A 17657-nucleotide genomic window follows, 5' to 3' on the forward strand; every position below is an offset into this window, starting at 1 on the left:
CATGGCGGTATATTTGGTGAGCGGTCTGAATTGATTTTTGCGCTTCTGTGCGGTGCACTATTAGCCGCTGGCTTTGGATGGTCGTATTTAAATGCAGTGGGGGAGTATGTAGTGATCGGCTGCTATATGGCTGCTTATTTTTTCGGCGGCTTTTATACGGCAAAAGAAGCCGTTCAGGCCGTCATTAAAGGCGAATTTGAGATTGATTTTCTGATGCTTGTTGCGGCGATAGGCGCCGCGGCGCTGGGACAATGGGCCGAAGGGGCGTTATTACTGTTTTTATTCAGCCTGGGCCATTCTCTGGAGCACTATGCCATGCAAAAGGCTAAAAAATCAATTACCGCCTTATCGGCGCTGGCCCCTAAAACGGCCCTGCTTAAAGCCGGGGGTGACCTAAAAGAAGTGCGCATTGAGTCCCTTCAGCCGGGTGATATTATCGTGGTACAGCCAAATTCCAAAATTGCGGCGGATGGCATTGTCGTTAAGGGAAGCAGTAGTGTTAATCAGGCGCCTGTCACGGGCGAAAGTATACCGGTCGAAAAGCTGCCTGCCCCGGAGGGGAGCCGTGCCGTGGAAAATACAGACAGACTGGACAGCCAGTACAAAGTTTTTGCCGGTTCTATTAACGGTGCTGCAGCCCTGGACATTCAGGTGACAAAACTGGCGGCCGACAGCACGATCGCCCGGCTCGTGCAACTGGTTAATGAAGCAGAGACGCAGAAGTCACCCACGCAGACATTTACCGATAAACTGGAAAAGTATTATGTGCCTTCCGTATTGATATTAGTCGTGTTATTGCTGTTTGCCTTTCTGGTGGTTGATGAAAGCTTTAGTGCAAGCTTTTACCGCGCGATGGCGGTACTGGTGGCGGCAAGCCCCTGTGCACTGGCCATATCGACGCCTAGCGCTGTACTGAGCGGCGTCGCCCGGGCGGCCAGGGGCGGTGTACTGATCAAGGGCGGCAAACCCTTGGAGGATCTGGGAGCGCTGACGGCGGTGGCATTTGATAAGACCGGGACTTTAACGGAAGGAAAGCCGAAACTCACAGGGGTATATCCGCTGGCGGGTACGGGCGAAGAGCAGCTCCTTGAAACCGTCGTTGCGGTGGAAAGGCTCAGTGATCATCCGCTAGCCGCGGCTATTGTAAAAGGCGGTAGGGAGCGGTTAAAAAGGGAAGTGGCCTTGGCAGAAAAAGCCTCAGCCATTCAGGGACGAGGCTTACAGGCGACTTATAAGGGTGATGAGGTGTACGTAGGCAACAGGGCGCTGTTTTCAGAAAAGGACGGGGCGCTGCCGGACGCCATAGACGGGCAGGTGGCGGCACTGGAAAATGCGGGAAATACAACTATGCTGGTTCAGCGGGACGGCCAGTTTATGGGCATCATTACGCTTATGGATACTGCCCGTCCGGAAGCCAAAGAAGTATTGGAACAGCTGTCCGAGCTGGGCATCCGTAAGATGATTATGCTGACCGGAGATAATCAAGAGGTGGCCAAGGCCATCGGAACGGCCATTGGCCTTACCGATATCCGGGGGACTTGCTGCCGGAACAAAAGGTCGCGGCGATCGAAAAACTGCGTACAGACGAAAAGAAAGTCGCGATGGTGGGCGACGGAGTGAACGACGCGCCGGCCATGGCAAAAAGCACAGTCGGGATTGCCATGGGAGCGGCGGGCAGTGACGTAGCCCTGGAAACAGCAGATATTGCCCTGATGGCGGATAAATTAAGTAACCTGCCCTTTGCCATTGGACTCAGCAAGAAGGCTAGTCGCATTATCCGGCAAAACCTGATGATCAGCCTGGGAATGGTCCTGATTTTAATACCCTTACACTCATTGGCCTGGTGGATATCGGGCCAGCCGTTATCGGCCACGAGGGCTCGACCCTGGTCGTTGTATTCAATGCCCTGCGGTTATTGGCCTATAAAGCATAAGGTGTCCGCAGTTTCGATGTTTAAGCGGGTACGAAAAAGTAAGTGCAGCTATTACTATTGTATTGGTGTCGACACCCTATGCTTTTTGCTCATTACGCTAAAAGCGTGATGGGTCCAGTAGGCGACCTTTACTGAAAGGATGCCTATCGCGGCGCCCATAAATACATCACAGATATAATGCTTGTTGTTGGCCATTCTTAACAGACCGGTGCCGCCCGCTACCGTGTAGGCTACATAGGGCAACCATTTATACCGGTATCCGTACTGCTCACATAAAAGCGTGGCTGCAGTAAAGGCCTGAGCGGTATGGCCGGAAGGGAAGGACTGATGATTACTGCCGTCTGGTCTTTGTTCCCGAACCGTGGTCTTGAGCAGATAAGTCACGCCCAGCATAAGTGCTTCACTTTTAAGGGTAAGCATAGCCTGATTGAATGGATCTGTTTTACCGGGCACCCCAAAAGCTTCCAGCGCGTAGTTCGCAATGAGCGGCGAGAACTGTAAATAATTATCGACTTTGGTCCGGAAGTTCGAAAAATGATTTGTTCTGTATTCTACTAATTCATTTTTTAGCCCTTCTTTCTTATTAAAGTAAGTGGCCATACCGGCTGCCGCCAGCAGCCCCGGGCAAATGAGTTGCCTCAGATGCGGTGTAAACGGATCATTCAATGGCCGCAGATTGATTACAGGCCGCGCGGTAGCAAAACGAAGACTGTCAGCACTTTCAGCACGACCAGGAATGGTACTGTCTATACCTGTTACCTGTAGTACACTAGCACTATCGCATTTCGGAGTGCTGCTGAAGACGGGCGGTTGACCGATAGCGGCGCAGATACCTGTCATCACCACGGCCATCAGCAAAGGTAAATATAAGTTCCTTATCCGCCGCCTGTGGCGGCTGATAAGGAAGGGTGCGGCGAATGTTGACGTTGATGTTGAAATTGATATTGGAGGCATGGTGTATTTTATTCGAAAGGTTCCGGGACAAAACTATCTGGCTATCCTGAAGAAAGTTTGAAAAACAGACCCGGCATTGATTTTTTATCTAGGAGCGGGCATCTTTAGATTTTGTTCAGAATTGCTTTTCACCTTTGGCAGATGAAATTTGTCAACAGGATGAAGTTTTTTTTACTGTGTGGGGCGATGCTGGTGACAGTGTTGTGTTCCGGGCAGCAAAAAGACTTAAGCTTTTACCTGTCGATGGCAAAGGGGCATACCCCGGTATTGGCGGACCTGGCAGGGCAGCGGCGTTCCTTGTCGCTGGACAGTGCCAGGTTAAGGGCTACTTATGGCCTGCAGGTGTCAGCTGACGTCAATTTGCTATACGCTCCTGTTATACATGGCTGGGGATATGATAATGCGATTACCAATGGACAGAATATGACCGGCGTGTTATCATTAAGAAAGGAGATCACCAGCCGGGATAATTTGGAGACCCGGCTCCGGCAATTTTCCATTCAGGGCAAGCAGGCGGATAACCAGCAGATGCTTTCTTCTGAAAGCATCCAGGGGGCGGTTACGCAGCAATATATCATCTGTTACGGGGATCAGCAGCAGTATTTTCTTGCCCGGGAAATCAGTGCTTTTCTGGAGGTGGAAGACGAGATTTTAAAAGCCTTGACCCGCACCGCCAGTTTTAGTCAGTCTGATTATCTGCTGTTTAAGGTGGCGCTGCAGACACAGGATCTGGCCCAGCAGGAGGCCAGGAGTCAGTTTTTAACGGATATGGGGCAATTAAATTACGCCTGTGGCCTGGTGGACACCAGTTGGGTGGATCTGCCGGCACCCGACTGGCGGGATTCTGTTGCGCTGCCGACGGGGTATGACCAGAGTGTCTATTATGATCAAAATATACTGGACAGTGCGCAGATTGATAACGCTGCTCAGATCACGAGGCTTAACTATAAACCCAGGATCAGTGTATTTGGCGACGGTGGTTATAGTTCATCGCTTCCCAGACAGGCGGGGAAAAATTTTGGGGCCAGCATCGGGCTGAGTTATTCATTGCCGATTTACGACGGGAAGCAAAAAAAATATGCCCTGCTGCAAAATAGCCTGGCAGACGAAAGCCGTATACGCCATGCCACGCAGCGTCAAAGGCAGTATGAAGGCATGGTACTCCAATTAAAGCAACAGCTGGATCTTGCCGGCAAGCAGATCGCGGCCGCTGAGAAAAGGCTGGTCTACGCGAAAACCCTGATCACTGCCGGTAAAAAGCTGTTGCCGGCGGGCGATATGCGAATGGCGGATTATTTAATGGGAATCAATAATTATATGAATCTGAGTGCAACAGTCATACAAAATAAGGTAAAAAGGCTGTTGGTCATTTATCAATTGCAACATATTATTTTACCATGAGACGAACTTTTCTGTTGACCTGCTGGGTCGTTATCTGGATGGCGGGCTGCAAAAGCGGTGGGCCGGGCGATGCCGAATCCAGCCAGGACGGGGTAGTCGGCCCGGCCCCGTGGCGGTGACCATTACCGCCGGCAGCTTTGCGACGCTGACCGACAGCACACAGTTGAGTGCCGTATCTACTTATCTGCGGGAAATCTCGGTCAAAAACGATCTGAATGGCTATATTCAACAAATAGGTAACCGGGTAGGCGATAAGGTGCTGCGCGGCCAGCGACTCTTTACCGTGCAGACCAAGGAGTCTAAAAACATCGGCAATCTGATCAATCAGCTAGACGCGTCTTTCCAGTTTTCGGGTATGCGGAAAATCAAAAGTCCGGTGACAGGCTATATCACTACATTAAACCATCAGGCAGGGGATTATGTACAAGAAGGCGAAGCACTGGCTACGATTGCCGACGATGCAAGTTTTGGATTTACACTCAACCTCCCATTTGAATACAATGACAAAATCCGGCTGCATCAGCCGCTAACGATACACTTGCCGGATGGCAGCTCCCTGGAAGGCCGGGTCGAGAGACGACTGCCGCAAATGGATAGTGCGTCTCAGACGGAACAAATATTTATTAAGACGATTCCTCGGGCATTGCCCGCGAATCTGATGGGTACAGTCTATTTAACGGCCCATTCTTTTACGGGTTTTTTACTTCCGACAGCCAGTATCTATTCGGATGAAAGTAAACAGCATTTTTGGGTGTTTCAACTCACCAGTGATTCTACTGCACGTAAAATACCGGTGGCGATCGGTCTGGAAAATGGCAGTCAAACGGGTATTGCCACGCCGAAGTTCTCTGACAGCGACAGATTTGTGCTGGACGGCGGATATGGGCTGGGAGACCGGGTTGATATCCGGATCACAACCCAACACTAAAGATAAATAACCATGAAGCGCAATTGGTTTGCTCAGTATAAGTTTCCGATCCTCCTATTAGCAGTCATGGCGCTGCTGGCAGGTGTATATTCTTATACCCATATGCAGGTGGCACTGTTTCCGGAGATCACTTTCCCGAAGATCAAAGTCATCGTGGAAGCCGGTGAGCAACCGGTTGATCAGATGTCTATGACCATTACGCGCCCCATGGAAGCCGCTATCAAAAAAGTCCCCGGCCTGACGGATGTCCGAAGTACGACCAGCCGGGGCAGTCTGGAGCTGGCGGCGTTTTTTAACTGGGGTGAGGACCTGGACCTCCGCAGACAACAGATTGAATCTCAGATCAATCAAGTGCGCAGCGATCTGCCCCAAGGGGTCACGATTAGTGTGGAGAAAATGAACCCTTCCATTCTGCAGGTGATGGGCTATTCGCTTGTCAGCAGTCATCTGGATCCCATGGCCTTAAAACAGTTGGCTAATTTTACGATCAAACCCGGGTTACTGCGGGTTCCGGGCGTAAGTGACGTTAGTGTGATGGGTGGACAGGATAAGGAGTACTGGCTGGAGCTTAATCCAGAGAAAATGCGCCTTTTAAGTGTTACACCCGGGCAGATTGCCGACGCGGTAGCCACCAGTAATTTTATCCGTTCTTCCGGGTATTTATCTGATCATAGATCCATGTATCTAAGCGTTACGGACGCCCGGCTAACCTCTATCAGGCAAATCAACCAGTTGATCGTTAAGAATACGGCCGGAAGGCAGGTTCGGCTGCAGGATATCGCCCGGGTCAGCGTTCACGCTGCCCGGCAATATGAGAAGATATATGCCGATGGGCGCCAAAGTATACTAATCGGTATCCTGAAACAGCCGAACGCCAGTGTTGTAGAGGTGGCAGACGGCGTGCAGCGACAAATTAAAACATTAAAGGCCACATTGCCGGCTGATGTGCAGCTAAAGCCGTATTATAACCAGGCTGATTTTGTATTGGACGCCGTCCGTAGTGTGTCGGATTGCCTGTGGATCGGGCTGCTGCTGGCTGTCGTTGTGGCGATCATATTTTTAAAATCCATTAAACCGACCCTGACCTTACTCATCACCATTCCCATTACGCTTGGTTTGACCATTACAGTTTTAAAGCTTACAGGCCAGGGGCTGAATATTATGACACTGGGGGCCATCGCCGCTTCCATCGGGTTGATTATTGACGACGCGATTGTCGTTGTTGAGCAGATACAACGGACGCATGAAGAATTTACCGATCAGTCACCCGGTTCACTGGTCCGCAGTGCGATTCGGTATTTGTTTAAAGCTATGCTGGGATCCTCTTTGAGTACGGTGGTTATTTTTATCCCCTTTATACTTATGTCGGGCCTTGCCGGGGCTTATTTTACGGTGATGACGGATACCATGATTATTACATTGGTTTGTTCCTTCTTTTCAACCTGGATTTTCTGCCCGTTATCTACCTGATGTTGTCAAAAGGGGCGAAAAGAAAACGGCCGGCCGAAAGCCACCTGGTTAAAGAGAAAAAATGGGTGCGTTTTTTTATCAGGCGGCCGGTTTACAGTGTTATATTCCTGGTACTACTGGTACTGGTGAGTCTCTATACCATTCCCAGGCTTTCTACGGGTTTTTTGCCGGAAATGGACGAAGGCACGATTGTGCTGGATTATAATTCGCCGCCCGGTACAACGCTGGAACAAACCAGCCAGTTGCTGGACCAGGTAGACCGGATTATTGCGGCGGACAAAGACGTGGCGACTTTCAACCGGCGAACCGGTACGCAGATGGGCTTTTTTATTACGGAACCGAACAGAGGAGACTACCTGATCAGTTTAAAGAAGCATAAAACGGCTGCTACTGTTGAAGTGATCAGCCGTCTGCGTAGTGCTATTGAGAAAGCAGGACTGCCGCTGCAGGTGGATTTTGGACAGGTTATAGGGGATATGTTAGGGGATCTTATGACGGCTACTCAGCCTATTGAGATCCAGATCTTTGGGCCTGATCAAAAAACCCTTCATCAGGTAGCTAAATCAGTAGCGGCTATTGTTTCTTCGGTACCCGGTACCGCGGATGTTTTTAACGGTATTACTATAGCTGGCCCTTCGTTGGTCATGGAACCGGATTTTGCGCAGTTGGCCAGGTACGGGATTTCGGCGGCCGATTTTCAGTCCCAGGTGGAAAGTTATCTGAATGGGAATATCACCGGGAAAGTGCAGGATCCTTTACAGTTGGTTCCGATCAGAATGATCTATAGACAGGATAATCCGCCGTCTATCGCCGCAATTAGCAGTCAGCCTGTTTTTCTGCCGGGCGGCGGTACCAGGCCGTTCTCTGACTTTGCGCGGTTTCATATTGAAAGCGGCATCGCTGAAGAGCAGCGGGACCAGTTACAAAATATGGGAGAAGTTACCGCCCGGCTGGAAGGAAGGGATCTGGGTAGTACCATGCAGGAGATTGAGCGGCAGATCCATGCTAAAATACAGCTTCCTAGTGGCTACTCCATTCGCTATGGCGGCGCCTACCGGGAACAGCAGCAGTCTTTTAGGGAATTGGTGCTGATACTTGTGTTGTCCAGCCTGCTGGTGTTCACTGTTATTTTATTTTTATATAAAGATTTTGGAGTGGCTCTGACGATATTACTGCTGGCGGTTTTTGGGGTTAGCGGCAGCTTCTTGTTGCTATATCTGACGGGAACGGCGCTCAATGTGGCCAGTTATACGGGAACGATCATGATTGTGGGCATTATCAGTGAAAATGCCGTGTTTACCTATGCTCAGTATCTCGAGTCGCTTAAAACGATGACTAAATCACATTCGATTATCTATGCGATCAGTACCCGACTGAGACCAAAGTTGATGACGGCCGTAGGGGCGATAATCGCTCTGTTGCCGCTTGCCCTGGGGATCGGCACTGGCGCAAAGATGCATCAACCACTGGCGATCGCGGTGATCGGTGGGTTTATCGTGGCCCTGCCGCTTCTACTTATTGTCCTGCCGACGGTGTTGCTGAAGCTAAACATAAAAAACCATCCGCAAGAACAAGAAGAACATAAATAAGCGTACGAATGCATCGTTTGCCGCGGTATTTTCGGCAAATTATATAGTGGATATATAGCCTCTGGCTTGCAGCTCTTCCAGACTGGCCATATCTCGGACTCGCCAGGTCTTTCCCGCCTGCAAAAGATAACCGTTATCCGAAATGTCTATTACGTCCTTATAGAGATGGTCGGTTATCAAAAAACCTTTTGTTCTTTCGGCCTGGATTATAGGCTTTATCTTTTCCACTTGAACGGGCATGATTTGACTAAACGGCTCGTCCAGTAAGGTAAATTTTGCCGGCGCTTTGATGAGTATATAAACTTCGATCAGGCGCCGCTCGCCGCCGGATAACTGCCGGAATCTGTGCTTTATTCTGTTTTTGGTTTCCGGAAAATGGTGCAGGAATTCGTCCAGGTCTATTTGATAATCTGAAAAGACTCGTCTGGTACTTAGCCCGGCAGGAACAAAATGAGTCTGCGGCAAATAGTTGATGGCCGGATAAGCTGCTTTTATGGGCCGGCCGTCGATTCTGACGGACTTGCTTAATGGTGCTAACTTCCCCAGTATAATGTTTAAAAGACAGGATTTACCGGTGCCGTTTCTGCCTGCAAACGTGGTTATCTTGCCCGTCTCACATTTTATGTAAATATCGGAGAGGATGCGGCGAAGGCCAAAGTTTAAGATGATGCTGTCGACTTCTAAAGTATGGGTCATCGGAATTGATAGGTAAGTATGATGAGTGTTATATACAGGACAAAGTCAACAGATAAAGTTATGGCCCAGAGGGTTGATTTTCTAAAACCAAGGTTGCTATAATAGTAATACTCGTTTTTTCGGAGTGAATTTACAAAATAGTAAATGATTCCATAGCTGATAATCTTAAACCAGAATACTGCTTCAAATGCCACGAGTCCCCAGTTGTGGAGTGTCCATAACCCAATTGCTGATAGGAGCATATCCGCCCAAAAATGATTCCGGTAAAAGGTCCACAGTAGTCTCAGATTTCTTTGTTGACGGATGCTTATCATCGTGTATCGTTCTAAAGTCAGGTAAAGCGGTAAGCTAAATATACGGCGATTTGGGCAATTTCAGGTGGAGATTGGAAATTATTATTTGTTTAAAAAAAGTATGTGGTGGATGCTGCCAATGATCCTAATAGCACACTGGGTGATTTTAAATATACCCCTGTTACTAAGACGGCTACAACGGTGGATTATATTTATGATGGTAATGGAAATATGGTGAATTCAAGTCATAAATGCAATCGGCACCTCCCCGTTATTTTTAATTGCTTCGTGAAAAACCTCGTTTGGCGATCGATAGCCATACCTCTTTCTGGGTTGTCAACTCAAATTGATTTTTTTGTATTAAGTTTTATTATATAGATCTTGCCAGAACTTACCGGTCTTTAACCTATTATCTTATCTAATTTTGATTAAAAATAACGCATTGGTTATTATGCTTGTTTGCCGCTTCCTACCTTAGAGGCGCAGTTAATTGGGACAGTTTTTATCTTGGTTATTCAGCCCTTCATGATCAATCTTAAAGGTCATGGCGCTTTTTGCTCTCTTTGTGATTAGCTTGAATACATAAATCATATCATATTTATTCCCTGTCCTACCTGGTATAGCTTTAGTATCAACGCCAATTCGGCATCTGCTTGATAGAATATTTTATATTCTGTAACCTTTGGCTTATTTAAATACTCTATATACTGTATAGTGATTAAATTTTAAAAAGTAAAACGTGTAAAATGAAAAAAAATATCTTACGTAGAGGTCTCTTTTCAACCGCTTTGATTGGTTGTGTAACACTTTTATCCACAAGCAGTACTTTGGCACAAAAAACGACAAAATTAACAGATCCGGAAATTGCATCCGTGGCCGTCACAGCTAATCAAATTGATGTCAACTATGGAAAGATTGCTTTAAAGAAAGCCCAAAGTGCTGAGGTGAAGCATTTTGCTGAATCCATGGTTAAGGATCATGAATCGATTATTAAATCTGCAGTTGCACTAGCCGGGAAATTAGGAGTGACACCCAAGGATAACGCAGTCACTGAGTCTTTGTTAAAAGGAGAAAAAGGAACCGTTGCAAAATTGAATAAACTGAAAGGAAAGGCTTTTGATAAGGCTTATATTTCCAATGAGGTAACCTATCATGAAGCGGTCATTTCGGCTGTCAAAACTATATTGATCCCTCAGACGCAAAATGAAGAGATGAAACAAATGTTGATTAAGGTGACCCCGCTGCTAGAACAGCATCTGGAAATGGCTAAGATGGCAGAGGCAAAGTTTAAGTAACTCGCATAAAATTTGGTTTACATGAAAAAAGGCAATTTAGTTCTGGCTATGGTCTGGGTAGCAGCTATCGCTTATTTTAGCGGGGGTGTAGTAACCCAGAGCGCAATGCCGGACAAAATATAGCTAAGACAGATACAATTTTTATCGAGAATATGCAATTTGTGCCCTCACAAATTTCCATTCAAAAAGGTGATGAAGTTATCTGGATTAATAAGGGGATTGTGGGACATAATGTTACAGATGTAGAAAGCCAAGCCTGGACTTCCGGCAATATTGAACCTGGGAGCTCTTGGAAAATGAAGCCTACAGAGAGTATTCAATATTTTTGTACCATCCACCCTACCATGAAAGGAAGTGTAACTTTAATTGAGTAAGGTTTTAATGGGTGTTAAAAATTTGGCTGATAAAGCCTATGAGAGGTGGCATTGAAGATGCAAAAAGGAGGTCAGCGTATATTTCTGGCCTCTTTTATTTGTGTGCGGCACTGGAATTCTAATTCATTAAAGGACCTTGTTTGCTGTTCAATAGGAACTTGTTAGGGGATTTTGGAGATAAAGTAGCACGGTATAATACCCAAATGACAAAATTGTATTAGACAATCAGCCTAGTTGGTCGTTCTTTTAATTGGAGATGTTTTGATGGAAAGATATGGAGCTACAATATTGACTTACCCACCACAGTAAGATGCGATCAATTTTGGATATTTTAATCATAGGTACCGAAATGGTTTGTCAGGGATCTTTTGTGATGTTGAAATCTAAAATAAATATTATTGGAATAGTGTTACGGCTATTTAGGGTATTTAGATTGCTGCAAAACCTGGCTTTGTGGTCGACTCAACAAGTTTGTGAACCACAAGCCTTAATATCGTGATCATTATTGGAATAAAGAAAAATAGGATATCAAAATTATTAATAAAAGAGCACAAAGTATGGACATTTGTCGACCTGCCTATTAGCATAAATTTGCCATCCCTTTTTGTGATTTCTAAAAGCTTTTACATCCTTGATAATCGGTACATTATTCCCTTCATCAAAATTGATTGCAACCAGTGGCTCGACTGGATAGGCCCATATTCTTGGCTGTGTTTAGAACGCTTCGATTGTCAAATTGAGCTTCGGTTGTATTAATTGGGACAGTTTTCATCTAGGTTATTCAGTCCTTCGTGCTCGATCTTGAAGGTCAGGGTGCTTTTTTCTCCCTTTGTGGTTATCTTGAAAACATAGATCATATCATATTCATTCCCTGGCCAACTTGGTATAACTTTAGGATCAACGCCAAAATGCTTCACGAGTCTTTTCGCAAAAACGTTTTGCATGCCATGCTCCCAGGCCATAAAAATCGTTGAATTACGGTATTTGTGGAGCAGTAATTCATTTTGTAGCGCCTCTATTTCTAGATACCCATATTGTGTATTAACTGGTAGTTTAAGCCGGATAGCGGTGGGCTCAATGGTAACTAAAGGTCTTACATAAAAATATTTGGCCGCATCTACCTTTTCGGAAGGGTTGGGCGCAAAAATATATTGTGGTTTGCCGAACTTCCCAATCAGCACATTTGGGAGCGCCAGAGCACGATTAAGCCCTTGGCAACTCAATTGTCCCAGGCCTCCATGCGGCTTTTCGCCATGGCGTATAAGCACGATCGTCTCTGTTTGCACTGAATCTTCATTATTAGGCAGGTTGGCGGCCTGAATATTATTCAGATTGAATACAATGAGGGATAGGAAAACAAGAAAAAACTTTTTCATTATTTAATTTTTGATTATTTGCAGTAAGGTGGAATAAAAGTAGGGGATTTTGCCTGAATTTTAACTACAATAACAATTGCCTTAAAATTCACTCCGATCCTCATTAACGGATAAATTAACGTAATAATGGAGATAGATGTGTAAGCTGATGTAGTACCTTTGTAAGTAGGATGTTTAATTATTTAATTTTAAAACAATTATTCAAATGAAATGCGCTACCATATTATGTTCTTTGGGACTCCTGGCACTGATTTCTTGCGGAAGTCATGAAAATCAAAAGAAATCTGATAAACAGGACAAAGCTGTTTCTGTCATTGATTCATTAAATAAGAAGGTTAATGATGGCCACGATCTGGCCATGGCAAAAATGGGCACAATCGTAAGATTGCAGAAAGCGGCTACTTCAATGGTGGATAGTCTGCAAAAACTGCAACCAGTGAACCATGCTTTTGTCACCCGAATTCAGCAGGCAGATCATCAGTTGGAGCAAATAAAAGGTTCCATGTATACCTGGATGGATAATTTTGACTTTGATCTTAAGAATATGGATTCTGTGCAAAAAGTAAATTATTTGAAAACCAATTTAAAAAGAATCCTTGAAATCGATGATAGTACTGCTGAGATCATTAGTGATGCCAAAAGCATTATGAAAGTTGAGTAATATAGCTGTAATTTTATTCCTGCCTAATGAATGCTGTCTGATCTGCATTTTCTGATGGAAATTGTATAGGTGCGAATGAAAAGTTTATCCCAGCTGAGAAAGTAAGATTTGTCCGTCGATAAAAGTGATCTGTACCATTTGGTTAGGATGGCAGCCTTGGGCAGTTTTGGGATCTGTTGGTACTTTAAGGATTTCTTGATTTACAGCAATTTCAATAATAAAGGCGGACTCAAAAGGATATACGCGTAAAATTTTACCAATCAGGCTGCTTTTATTTTGAGTGGGATGCAGTGCTGTTCCTCGTAATTGATGGGCGTTACCATGCTTTAGTTCAACCAATTGATCTATTTGCCCATTAATGTCATTTGGGTCATGTGATACTAATAAGGTGGTAAATTTTAATTCCTTGTGGAGGATTTTTAATTCAGCTCTTAATTGTTGTGCCAATTGATAATCCAATGATGAGAAAGGTTCGTCTAATAATAATATAGTCGGCTTTCTGGCAAGTGCACGGATAATCGCCAATCTTTGTTGTTGCCCGCCTGATAAAGTAGCCGGCTTTCTACTACGTAAGGATTGCATGTCAGTTATGTTAAGCAAGCGTTGCAAATAACTTTGATCCTTTGGATTGTTTGCTGCATATAATAGGTTTTCCATAACTGTCATGTTCGGAAAAAGGGCGAGTTCCTGAAAAACAAATCCCAGATGCCTTTTTTGAATCGGTAGGTTGACCTTATTTAAATGGTTGAACCATATTTGCTGATTGACCTCAATAACACCCTGATCTGGTTTGAGTAGACCCGCAATCATTCTGAGCAGACTTGTTTTCCCAACACCAGACTTTCCATAAATGACAACAAATTCACCGGTACCGATTTCCAGGTTGACACGCAACGGCTGGGAGTACAGCGTCGTAGGGATTGCTTTTTCTATGGAGATCTTTATCATAGATGAACACGGTTGTCAAATAGTCTTTTATTCAGGCCATAAGTAATCAGTAATATTACAAAGGAAATAATAATCAATACCAAGGAATAAATATGTGCAGACCTAAAATCCAGGGATTCGACCGCATCATAAATGGCAATAGAGGCCACTTTGGTGGATCCTTCAAGATTACCACCAATCATGAGTACAACGCCAAATTCTCCTAGTGTATGCGCAAAAGTCAGCACCATGCCAGTAAGTATTGCAGGCTTTATATTAGGAAGCAATACTTTGAACATGGTCTCCTTTTTAGATTTTCCTAATGAGTAGGAAGCTTCTTTAAGGTTTGGGGCAAGCGCCTGTAAGCCCGCCTGGAGTGGATGAATCATAAAGGGGAGACTGTATATTAAAGAACCCAAAACGAGACCTGAAAAAGAGAAGACTAGGCGCAAATTAAAATAGGAATCCAGGAATTTTCCAAAAAAATTATTGGGGCTGAATGCAACCAACAGATAAAAACCTAAAACTGACGGAGGTAAAACGAGGGGTAGGCTGACGATGGCTTCCAGGATGGATTTTCCTCTAAAGGTCTTGAATGCTAAAAAGGAGGCTATTGGTATCCCGATAATCAAGAGCAGAACTGTCGTGATCAGAGACAGTTCAAGACTCAAAATAAGTGGTTGGAAGTTAAAATCCATCAATTAGCTTTTTATTTATTTTACGTTATACCCAAAGTAGGTGAAAATTGCTTTTCCCTGTGCGCTAAACAGAAATTGATAAAAGTCTTTTGCCTGTTTTAACTGGTCACTATTTGCGTTACCTGCATGTTTTAAAATGATGACACCCTGATCGATAGGCTCGTATAAATTACTGCTAATTTCTGTCCATTTGCCTTTGTGTCTTAGTTCTGGGCTTTGGACAATGGACAAGGCCGTAAAGGCCACATCAGTGGCACCACTTAACTGGTATTGATTTACCTGGGATATACTTTCGCCAAAAACTATTTTATTTTTAATGGATGCATAAATGCCTGCTTTTTTCAAAGCTGTAATGGCGGCTACTCCATAGGGGGCCGTCTTTGGACTGGCCACTGCAATGCTTTTGATGGCTGGGTTTTTGAGTGCATCCAAACCAGTAACGGGCAGATCTTTAGTGGTCCATAATACAAGTTTGCCTGCCGCATAAACCTTAGGTTTGGTTAAAGCGTTGCCCGCGTTAAAAATGGTCTTGGCATACAGCATGTCGGCAGACATGAAAATATCATAGGGGGCGCCATGTTCAATTTGTGCGGTCAATTTGCCAGAAGAACTGACAATAAGTTCTATTTTCCCAGGATGTCCTTTTTGGAATGCCTTTTTTAGTGAATCGGTTACAAACTGCGCATTGGCTGCAACGGCTATACGAAGGTTCTGGCCATCTGTTTTAACCAGACTAGCAGTAAATACGAGGCCCAGCAGAATACTCATTTTAATGATGTGACGCATATAATTAATTTGCTGTTTGTTTTTAAATCTACTCCCAGTCAAAATTAGCCTATTTTACACAAAGTGTTGTGTGGGAGGCTTAGGTTAGGGGTCTGTATTTCAGATAAATATATTTTGAATTTAAAATTAAGCTAATATATTTATTTTGGTTGTCTGGTATTAGGGGTAGTGGCTTTGAGTACAGTGGACAACCTCTTTAAAATTGATGGTTAGTGCTTAATTTTACATTGTTGGAAGACGTTTAGATCTTCCGGGCTTTCGTTGAGTGGGTATGTATATATCGTATATGTCGTGAATAGCGAAGGCTTTTCGATACAAAATTTCTAGCAATGGCAATAGAGGAGACTTATAATGAAAAGCAGGGACATTGGATGCTGGCCAGGTTGGGTAAACAGGTGCTGAGACCGGGAGGAATAGCACTAACCCGTATATTATTGTCTCAATTAAAAATTAATAACCAGGACGACCTTGTCGAGTTTGCGCCGGGGCTTGGCCTTACTGCGAATATGGCCTGTGAATATAAGCCACACAGTTATACAGGGATAGATAGAAATGAGCAGGCCGCAAGGCGGGCCAGGGAAAGTATCCATTTTTCAAAGGCCAGGGTGATTGTTGGTGACGCCATGGCCACTTCTTTGCCGGATCAGTATGCGACAAAAGTATTTGGTGAGGCCATGCTAACCATGCATCCAATAGACACCAAGGTGCAAATTATAAAAGAAGCTGCCAGAATTTTAAAGCCTGGAGGCTATTACGGCATTCATGAGCTCTGTATTCAACCAGAAGATATCAGTGAATCAGACCAAAAACGAATTTTTAAGGATCTTGGTTCCAATATGCGGGTACATGCACATCCTTTGACTATACCTGCATGGCGATCATTACTACAGGAAGAAGGATTTGAGATATTGAGTGTTGAGACCACGCCAATGGCACTACTCGAATTTGATCGCTTGATTCAGGATGAAGGCATTGTCCGTACCTTAAAGATTGTATTCAACGTGTTAACACATAGGGCACTGCGCAAACGAATTTTGCATATCAGAGAGATGTTTAGACGGCACCAAAATGATATAGAAGCGGTGGCAATAATTGCCAGGAAAAACTAGCAGCAATCCAATATAGTTATTTATTGGAATCCGCGGATTATAAATTGGCCATTGTATAACCCACCTGATAATATGGGCAAACCCCGCAATGGAAAAGATCGCCTTTGCGTTTATGGTCTTGGATAATTGGATTCAGCCTGCGCCTTAGCCGTTGTCTGAGAAATGGGCGTACGATTTAGCATAGCACTGATTTGGCTTACCAAATCTATTGATGCGTTGATTTCATCTTTTCTGATAGCCAGGCTTTCAATATTAAAGCCAAACGGCACACATCTTTGCTTACAAAATTCAATAAGCGCTGCTGCGTTATCCAGACAGGCTTTTAAGGAGTCCTCCAGCATATTATCCGACTGCAATAAGGACTCTTTAAGCTGCTCAGGAATATGGATACCCAGCCATTCCATAAAACGAAGTGTTTTAACTGAACCACAAACAGTTAAAGTGAAAATCAGGGTTGGTGGCGTGCGTTGTTGTTGTTGACAGGTCAAACAAAGGTCCTCTACCATCTTTTTAGCATAGTCTAGATTAAAAACACACTGAGAGATAAAATAAGAAACGCCTCCAGCTGCTTTATCTAATATCCGCTTGTCTTCATCATGCAATACCGCATGTCTCTCCGGGATGGTAACAGCCCCAATGGCCGAACTGTCCTGGTATTTACGCCATAACTGATAAGCTTCTTCAAGCGTTACCTTAACCTGGAAATCAGCTGCTGGTACACCTACAAAGACGGGATAGAACTGGTGCTTATAGATATCTTCCAACCATTGGCTAAGTTCGTCCTTGGAAAATTTACCTGCGGGTCTATAAATTATTTTGGGCACCTGAATCTTTTCCAGATAATCTTTGGAGAAAGTAAAGGGATCCAGTGCATTCATAAAGGGAAAAGGTCGTTCGGCAGATGTTCGGGCAGATTCATCCTGGACGTCATACACGACGAGGGCATCTATGTCCAGTGGAATAATGCGCGCCATGGTCTTTTGTGCGATCTCAGCGACCTTCTCAGGTGAGGTGCCTTCTTTGGGAGGTGTAATTCCGTAGGTTAAAATGCCTGACTGGCCTGATTTTATTTTATCTAAAAACATATACCCTTAAACTAATGCGTGTTATTTATTATGTCACAATGCTACCAAAAAAGTGCATTACAGGGATTTAAGCAAATCCCTG

16 protein-coding genes and 1 pseudogene are annotated in these 17657 nt (G+C 44.7%); 10 read left to right on the plus strand and 7 right to left on the minus strand.

Translation table 11 applies throughout. The annotated features are described in order from the left end of the window. Positions 1 to 213: 213 nt before the first annotated feature. Positions 214 to 1583 (plus strand): annotated as a pseudogene (locus FSB73_RS27625) (heavy metal translocating P-type ATPase); the annotation flags it as partial. 18 nt (positions 1584 to 1601) lie between these two features. Continuing rightward, a complete protein-coding gene (locus FSB73_RS26730; RefSeq protein WP_394344849.1) occupies positions 1602 to 2042 on the plus strand; it encodes a hypothetical protein in 441 nt (146 codons plus the stop codon). Here FSB73_RS26730 and FSB73_RS13095 read toward each other — a convergent pair. Continuing rightward, the gene (locus tag FSB73_RS13095) at positions 1988 to 2785 is read right to left on the minus strand and encodes a phosphatase PAP2 family protein (protein WP_158639538.1); all 798 of its coding nucleotides are present in this window, start codon (positions 2783 to 2785) and stop codon (positions 1988 to 1990) included. The two genes, FSB73_RS26730 and FSB73_RS13095, sit on opposite strands and share 55 nt — an antisense overlap. 261 nt (positions 2786 to 3046) lie before the next feature. Here FSB73_RS13095 and FSB73_RS13100 point away from each other — a divergent pair, with 261 nt between their 5' ends. The 4 genes from FSB73_RS13100 to FSB73_RS24995 all read left to right on the plus strand — a co-directional run bounded on the left by FSB73_RS13100 (position 3047) and on the right by FSB73_RS24995 (position 8275). Continuing rightward, on the plus strand, positions 3047 to 4288 hold the full coding sequence (locus tag FSB73_RS13100) for a TolC family protein (RefSeq protein ID WP_158639539.1): 1242 nt from the start codon (positions 3047 to 3049) through the stop codon (positions 4286 to 4288). A 109-nt stretch (positions 4289 to 4397) separates the two neighbouring features. Beyond that, positions 4398 to 5216 carry an efflux RND transporter periplasmic adaptor subunit gene (locus FSB73_RS13105; protein WP_146782933.1) on the plus strand — a complete coding sequence of 273 codons (819 nt, stop codon included), beginning with the start codon at positions 4398 to 4400 and terminating at the stop codon, positions 5214 to 5216. Positions 5217 to 5228: 12 nt separating this feature from the next. Continuing rightward, positions 5229 to 6686, plus strand: coding sequence for an efflux RND transporter permease subunit (locus FSB73_RS24990; protein ID WP_225973987.1), 1458 nt, complete (start codon positions 5229 to 5231; stop codon positions 6684 to 6686). Continuing rightward, positions 6641 to 8275 carry an efflux RND transporter permease subunit gene (locus tag FSB73_RS24995; protein WP_225973988.1) on the plus strand — a complete coding sequence of 545 codons (1635 nt, stop codon included), beginning with the start codon at positions 6641 to 6643 and terminating at the stop codon, positions 8273 to 8275. The genes FSB73_RS24990 and FSB73_RS24995 overlap by 46 nt, the downstream gene beginning before the upstream one ends. Positions 8276 to 8314: 39 nt before the next feature. Here FSB73_RS24995 and FSB73_RS13115 read toward each other — a convergent pair whose 3' ends face one another. Next, positions 8315 to 8971 (minus strand): ATP-binding cassette domain-containing protein, encoded by a 657-nt coding sequence (locus tag FSB73_RS13115; protein WP_146782936.1) that lies wholly within the window; start codon positions 8969 to 8971, stop codon positions 8315 to 8317. A gap of 1039 nt (positions 8972 to 10010) precedes the next feature. On the opposite strand from FSB73_RS13115, the gene FSB73_RS13120 reads away from it, so the two are divergent. Together FSB73_RS13120 and FSB73_RS13125 are read left to right on the plus strand one after the other, a co-directional pair. Beyond that, positions 10011 to 10559, plus strand: coding sequence for a DUF4142 domain-containing protein (locus FSB73_RS13120; protein WP_146782939.1), 549 nt, complete (start codon positions 10011 to 10013; stop codon positions 10557 to 10559). A gap of 152 nt (positions 10560 to 10711) precedes the next feature. Next, positions 10712 to 10933 carry a cupredoxin domain-containing protein gene (locus FSB73_RS13125; RefSeq protein WP_146782942.1) on the plus strand — a complete coding sequence of 74 codons (222 nt, stop codon included), beginning with the start codon at positions 10712 to 10714 and terminating at the stop codon, positions 10931 to 10933. Between the two features lie 752 nt (positions 10934 to 11685). Here the strand turns inward: FSB73_RS13125 and FSB73_RS13130 are convergent. Then, positions 11686 to 12309: a hypothetical protein gene (locus FSB73_RS13130; RefSeq protein WP_146782946.1), complete on the minus strand. Its 624-nt coding sequence runs from the start codon at positions 12307 to 12309 to the stop codon at positions 11686 to 11688. 205 nt (positions 12310 to 12514) lie between these two features. On the opposite strand from FSB73_RS13130, the gene FSB73_RS13135 reads away from it, so the two are divergent. Beyond that, positions 12515 to 12970, plus strand: coding sequence for a hypothetical protein (locus FSB73_RS13135; RefSeq protein WP_146782949.1), 456 nt, complete (start codon positions 12515 to 12517; stop codon positions 12968 to 12970). An 84-nt stretch (positions 12971 to 13054) separates the two neighbouring features. Here the strand turns inward: FSB73_RS13135 and FSB73_RS13140 are convergent, their stop codons facing one another. Genes FSB73_RS13140 through modA form a run of 3 tightly spaced genes read right to left on the minus strand, consistent with a single transcriptional unit; the run spans position 13055 to position 15423 of the window. Next, complete coding sequence (locus FSB73_RS13140; RefSeq protein ID WP_146782952.1) at positions 13055 to 13918, minus strand: ATP-binding cassette domain-containing protein; 864 nt, start codon at positions 13916 to 13918, stop codon at positions 13055 to 13057. Next, positions 13915 to 14595 carry a molybdate ABC transporter permease subunit gene (gene modB, locus FSB73_RS13145; RefSeq protein WP_146782955.1) on the minus strand — a complete coding sequence of 227 codons (681 nt, stop codon included), beginning with the start codon at positions 14593 to 14595 and terminating at the stop codon, positions 13915 to 13917. Before modB ends, FSB73_RS13140 begins: the two co-directional genes overlap by 4 nt. Before the next feature lie 15 nt (positions 14596 to 14610). Beyond that, positions 14611 to 15423 carry a molybdate ABC transporter substrate-binding protein gene (gene modA, locus FSB73_RS13150; protein ID WP_225973989.1) on the minus strand — a complete coding sequence of 271 codons (813 nt, stop codon included), beginning with the start codon at positions 15421 to 15423 and terminating at the stop codon, positions 14611 to 14613. 287 nt (positions 15424 to 15710) lie between these two features. Here modA and FSB73_RS13155 point away from each other — a divergent pair, with 287 nt between their 5' ends. Beyond that, positions 15711 to 16490: a class I SAM-dependent methyltransferase gene (locus FSB73_RS13155; RefSeq protein ID WP_146782958.1), complete on the plus strand. Its 780-nt coding sequence runs from the start codon at positions 15711 to 15713 to the stop codon at positions 16488 to 16490. Positions 16491 to 16600: 110 nt separating this feature from the next. On the opposite strand, the gene FSB73_RS13160 is transcribed toward FSB73_RS13155, so the two are convergent. Then, entirely contained in the window at positions 16601 to 17575 is a 975-nt protein-coding gene (locus FSB73_RS13160) for a methylenetetrahydrofolate reductase (protein ID WP_225973990.1), read from the minus strand. Positions 17576 to 17657: the final 82 nt, after the last annotated feature.

Origin of the sequence: Arachidicoccus ginsenosidivorans (assembly GCF_007971385.1) — a bacterium.
In the GTDB taxonomy this organism is placed as follows: domain Bacteria; phylum Bacteroidota; class Bacteroidia; order Chitinophagales; family Chitinophagaceae; genus Arachidicoccus; species Arachidicoccus ginsenosidivorans.